Raw genomic sequence first — 4,490 nt, 5'->3', positions numbered from 1 at the left:
GTCGTTGGCTATGCACTCGATGGAAGCATCGACGTAGCTGCCGCACTCGTGTTGGCACTTGGCGCAGCCACGATCGGCGCAAGGCTTGGCACGAATCTGTTGCACAGACTGTCGCAGCGCACCCTCACGTTTGCCTTCGTGGCCATCCTGTTGCTCACGGCACTCCGGATGGTGACAGCCGCAGAGTCGAGCGGTGGGCGCGGGGCGCTCACCGTCGGGATGGTGATCGGGTTGTTCGTCACCGGCGTCGTGGCGGGAACCACCGCGGGTCTGTTGGGGGTCGGCGGTGGCATCATCACCGTGCCAGCAATGGTGGTGGCCTTCGGCATCCCACCAGCAATTGCGAAAGGAACGTCACTGCTCGTCATTGTTCCGACCGCGCTCGCAGGGACACGACGAAACATGAAGAAGCAAAATGTGGACCTCAGCGTTGCTGCGACCGTCGGACTTGCCGGTGTGGCGTCATCGTTCGTCGGCTCCAGAATCTCTATCGGCCTCGAAGAACGTCAGGCGAATGTGCTGTTCGCCGCCCTTCTCGCTGCCGTTGCAATCCGCATGTTGGTCGGAACGCTGCGCAGCACGGATCACTAAACATCGCAGGACGGCTGGACAAGCTCAGCCGGGTCGGGTATGTTGTATACAAAACTAGTCAAGGAGCCACCCCATGAATGATCTACTGCTTCCGCCGACAGAATTCCGCGTTGCACTCGAAGAGGCGATGACCGGCACGATGGCCAAGGACGCGTCCTTCAGCCGGGCGTGGGCCACCGGCAAACTCGAACGACGCCACTTCGCCAAATGGGCCGCCAACCACTACCACTACGTGGGACCCTTCGGCGACTACTTGGGACTGATGTACGCCAAGACACCGGACACGGCTCGCGATGCCAAGGACTTCCTCCTCCAGAACCTGTACGAGGAAGAACTCAGTGACGACCGCCACACCGACCTGCTCATCCGGTTCGCCGAGGCGTGCGGCGCCACCCGGGAGCAGGTGCTCGATCGCAACAGCGCCATGCCATTCACGAAGGGGCTGCAGGGCTGGCTGTACTACATCTCGTCGAATGAGCATTTTGCGGTGTCGACAGCGGCCACAATCGTGGGTCTCGAGTCACAGGTGCCCAGCATCTACCGCACCCAGTACCCGGCGCTGATCGATCCGGATCTCTACGGCTTCAGCGAGTGGGAGTGTGAGTTCTTCGACCTTCACATCACCTCCGACGAAGTCCACGGCGAACGCGGCTATCAGATCGTCCTCAAGTACGCCAACACCCCCGAACTCCAACAGCGCTGCATCGCCGCCGTCCGCGAGGCCGCCGACATGCGCTTCTCCTATACGAAGATGCTCTACGAGACCTACGTCAAGCCCGACCTCGGCGAATGGGTCGAAGAACCCGTCGCCGCATTTGCCTAACCCAGGTACCAGGAAGCGGAGAGCGAACCCAGCCTCATGCCCAAGATCAACTTCAAGACAAGCGGCAAAGTCGCTGAGTTCGCTGAGGGCGACGAAGTCAACGTCCTTCGAACGTCAATTCGGGCTGAGTGTGGGGTTCCTTGGCGCTGCGCAAGCGGGAACTGCGGAACCGATCGAATTCTGATCGAAGAGGGCGCCGAACACCTCAGTCCCCCCCGGCGTCGCGAGAGAGAACGTCTGGGCGAATTGATGGACCAGGGTGTGCGCCTTGCGTGCCAGACGTATGCAAGCGGCGACATCACGATTTCGTGGGACCCGGAACAGAAGGGACTCGACGAGGACTCCGAACTCGGCAAGCGACTGAAGAAGCGTTGGCTGGGCGTTATGGAGGACTCATAGATGGACGTCGGGCCGCCCACCGCCGAGTGGTTGAAAGTCGCTCGGCTCGATGAACTGCAGGCAGCGTCGAAGCTCGTCGTCGATGTCTGCGGTACCCCGGTCTTGATCGTCTGGAACGACGGAGATCCGGTTGCAATGGCCGACACGTGCATCCATCGCGAACGCAGCCTTGCGACCGGCGCCATTTTCAACGGACGCGTCGTCTGCCCCGGCCATCAATGGTCGTTCGATCTCCGCACCGGCTTCTGCAAGGAGCGCGAGAGGTACCAGCCAACCTTTGTCACCACGGCGCTCGACGGTGAACTACTCGTCGACGCAACCAACATCAACAGCACCACCACCACAGGAGCCACGCATGAATGACTTACTGCTTCCCCCGTCAGAATTCCGTGTTGCGCTAGAAGAGGCGATGACCGGCACGATGGCCAAGGACGCCTCTTTCAGTCGGGCGTGGGCGACGGGCAAACTCGAACGTCACCACTTCGCGAAATGGGCTACAAATCACTACCACTACGTTGGCCCCTTCGGGGACATGCTCGGGATCATGTACGCCAAGACTCCGGACTGGGCCCGCGACGCCAAGGACTTCCTCCTCCAGAACCTGTACGAAGAAGAACTTAGTGACGACCGCCACACCGACCTCCTCATTCGCTTTGCAGAGGCCTGCGGCACAACCCGACAGGAGATCGTCGACCGCACTAACGCCATGCCGTTCACTCTGGGCATCCAAGGCTGGCAATACAAGATCAGCATGGAGGAGCATTTCGCGGTGTCGACGGCGGCCACGATCGTGGGTCTCGAGTCACAGGTGCCCAGCATCTACCGCACCCAGTACCCGGCGCTGATCGATCCCGATCTTTACGGCTTCAGCGAGTGGGAGTGTGAGTTCTTCGACCTTCACATCACCTCCGACGAAGTCCACGGCGAACGCGGCTATCAGATCGTCCTCAAGTACGCCGACACCCCAGAACTCCAACAGCGCTGCATCGCCGCCGTCCGCGAGGCCGCCAACATGCGCTTCACCTATACGAAGAACCTCTACGAGACCTACGTCAAGCCCGACCTCGGCGAATGGGTCGAAGAACCCATCGCCGCATTTGCCTGAGTTGGTCCTGGTCGGCGGGGCGCCCACAACGAGGTCGAACTGCAGGTGCGCGCTTGTTTGAGATCACCGCACTCATCCACAACTCGCACACGGCAATGTCGACCAATCGTTGTCCAAGTGTCCTGTCAGACTGATCCCTGAGTCCACAACTGAAACTGGGATTACTGACAGGATTCCAGTGAACGAGCTTTGTCTGCTGAAGCGTCAGAACAGGAACGAGTCGAGTGACCTGGTCAGACCCGGAACGTCGGCGATGCGTTTGCAAGCCAGCACGACCCCGGGAATGAAGCTTTCGCGGTCGTAGCTGTCCTGACGGATGGTCAACGTCTGACCGGTCGCACCCAGGATCACTTCCTGGTGGGCCACCATGCCCCGCATCCGGACCCCGTGCACACGGATCCCTCGCGGGCCTACGCCACCCCTCGCCCCCGTTTGCACGGAACTCGTCGTGGGATCGAGATCGAAGTCGGTGTCCCGGGCCGCCGCCATGCGTTCGGCGGTCGTGACCGCTGTCCCCGAGGGAGCGTCGACCTTGCGGTCGTGGTGGAATTCGACGATCTCGGCCGTGTTGAACCAGGGAGACGCCATCTCGGCGAAACGCATCATCAACACCGCGGAGATGGCGAAGTTCGGAGCGATCACACAGTTGGGCCCGTCCGTCCCACCGAACGTCGACGCGAACAGCTCGAAGTCCTTGGCGGTGAATCCCGTCGTGCCGACCACGGCGTGGATGCCGTTCATCTCGAGCCAGGGCAGAGCGTCCCGAGCAGCGGCCGCCACCGTGAAGTCGACCACGACGTCACAGGCGGCCACCGCGAAGGCGTGAAGATGCTCCGAGATCGTGATGCCCTCGATCTCCTCGCCGAACCCGCGCGGAGCGACGCCGGCTGCGAGAACGAGTTGGGGATCAGCGGCGACCGCCGCACATACGCTTCGACCCATCCTTCCTGCAGCGCCATTGACCCCGACCCTCATTAGTTCAGTCTCGCCGATCGGACCAGCACCCGCGACATTGACTCAGCAATTCCGGCCACCTGCGCCGACGGGGCCAATCTGACCGATGCGCACGACACCGTTCTGAATGGGCTCCTGCGGGTGCGGTGGACGCCCGACCGGGCCGCCGTTTTTTGCGATCATGAGCACCGACCAGGCCCAACTGGCGCATGATCCGAGCCACCGGTTGCGGCCCACGCGGCAGCGTGGCGGCATAGCTGCCCGCCAATGGGTGTCACTCCGTAGGTACCTCCCGAGCCGGGTTGGATGTCGAAGATCTCGTTCGCCCACCACGCATCTCCGACAAATGTGTCCGAGATCGTCAAAGACGCCCAGCCCAGGCGTGGAACGTGGAACGTGGAACGGAGCAACTCGACGAGCTCTGAATCGGCCGGGAAATTGCGTCAGGTCAGGGTTGGTGTTTGAGCTGTCGCTTCCTGGTGGTGGCGATTGTAGTAGTTGGCTTCGTGCTCGGCGGGTGGGACGTGTCCGAGTTCGCCGTGCAGTCGTCGGTGGTTGAACCATTCGATGTAGGCGAGCGTCTCGAACTCGAGGTGCTCGGCGTTGCGCCAGGGACCG

7 protein-coding genes are annotated in these 4,490 nt (G+C 61.7%); 5 read left to right on the top strand and 2 right to left on the bottom strand.

Going from position 1 to position 4,490, the window contains the following annotated elements:
* From ACESNG_RS21475 to ACESNG_RS21455, 5 genes are all read left to right on the top strand, one after another.
* The coding region (locus tag ACESNG_RS21475) for a TSUP family transporter (protein ID WP_373070769.1) at window positions 1-591 on the top strand (591 nt) is incomplete at its 5' end.
* A 73-nt stretch (window positions 592-664) separates the two neighbouring features.
* Window positions 665-1,414 (top strand): TenA family transcriptional regulator, encoded by a 750-nt coding sequence (locus ACESNG_RS21470; RefSeq protein ID WP_373070767.1) that lies wholly within the window; start codon window positions 665-667, stop codon window positions 1,412-1,414.
* Window positions 1,415-1,450: 36 nt separating this feature from the next.
* A complete protein-coding gene (locus tag ACESNG_RS21465) occupies window positions 1,451-1,813 on the top strand; it encodes a 2Fe-2S iron-sulfur cluster-binding protein (protein WP_373070765.1) in 363 nt (120 codons plus the stop codon).
* The gene (locus tag ACESNG_RS21460) at window positions 1,814-2,176 is read left to right on the top strand and encodes a Rieske (2Fe-2S) protein (RefSeq protein WP_373070763.1); all 363 of its coding nucleotides are present in this window, start codon (window positions 1,814-1,816) and stop codon (window positions 2,174-2,176) included.
* Window positions 2,169-2,918, top strand: a complete 750-nt coding sequence (locus ACESNG_RS21455; protein WP_373070761.1) for a TenA family transcriptional regulator — start codon at window positions 2,169-2,171, stop codon at window positions 2,916-2,918. The genes ACESNG_RS21460 and ACESNG_RS21455 overlap by 8 nt, the downstream gene beginning before the upstream one ends.
* Window positions 2,919-3,122: 204 nt before the next feature.
* Here the strand turns inward: ACESNG_RS21455 and dapB are convergent, their stop codons facing one another.
* Both dapB and ACESNG_RS21445 read right to left on the bottom strand, forming a co-directional pair.
* A complete protein-coding gene (gene dapB / locus ACESNG_RS21450; protein WP_373070759.1) occupies window positions 3,123-3,893 on the bottom strand; it encodes a 4-hydroxy-tetrahydrodipicolinate reductase in 771 nt (256 codons plus the stop codon).
* 422 nt (window positions 3,894-4,315) lie between these two features.
* A partial coding sequence (locus ACESNG_RS21445; protein ID WP_373070771.1) for an IS3 family transposase occupies window positions 4,316-4,490 on the bottom strand: 175 nt, incomplete at its 5' end.

Origin of the sequence: Gemmatimonas sp. (assembly GCF_041689975.1) — a bacterium.
Lineage (GTDB): Bacteria > Gemmatimonadota > Gemmatimonadetes > Gemmatimonadales > Gemmatimonadaceae > Gemmatimonas.
Note: the sequence above shows the minus strand (reverse complement) of the source record. Positions and strands in the feature narration are given on the sequence as shown.